This window comes from Marinitenerispora sediminis, assembly GCF_003336425.1.
Classification (GTDB): domain Bacteria; phylum Actinomycetota; class Actinomycetes; order Streptosporangiales; family Streptosporangiaceae; genus Marinitenerispora; species Marinitenerispora sediminis.
Genome location: NZ_QEIO01000348.1, coordinates 1 through 585, shown reverse-complemented (window position 1 = coordinate 585; position 585 = coordinate 1). Strand labels below are relative to the sequence as shown.

The window sequence follows — 585 nt, the reverse complement described above, 5'->3', positions numbered from 1 at the left end:
GGCCCCCCAGACCGGCACCACCTGCAGACCCTCCTGCGCCTCACCGACCTGCTCACCCCCATGGCGCTGCGCGTCGCGGCCACCCTCCGCCTCATCGACCGCATCCGCGCCGGCACCACCCGCGCCGCCGACCTCGCCACCGCCACGCGCACCGACCCCGACGCCCTCCGCCGGCTCCTGCGCCACCTCACCATCCACGGCGTCCTCACCGAGACCGCACCCGGCCACCTCGCCACCACCCCCGTCGGCGACCTCCTCGCCGCCGACCACCCCGCCCGCCAACGCGACTGGCTCGACCTCACCGGAGCCGTCTCCCGCGCCGACCTCTCCTTCGTCCACCTCCTCGACACCATCCGAACCGGCCGCCCCGCCTACGCCGCCATGCACGGCCGCCCCTTCTGGGACGACCTCGCCGCCGCCCCGCACCTCGCCGCGTCCTTCGACGCCCTCATGGCCTGCGACGACGCCGTCGTCTTCGACGCCCCCGTCCACGCCTACGACTGGACCGGCGTCCACCACGTCATCGACGCCGGCGGCGGCACCGGCGGCCTGCTCACCGCACTCACCCGCGCCGCCCCCCACACC

General features: G+C 76.4%; 1 protein-coding gene. It reads left to right on the top strand.

Translation table 11 applies throughout. The annotated features are described in order from the left end of the window. Positions 1–585 (top strand): methyltransferase family protein (locus DEF28_RS26740; protein ID WP_267900222.1); only part of this gene is annotated, 585 nt, incomplete at both ends.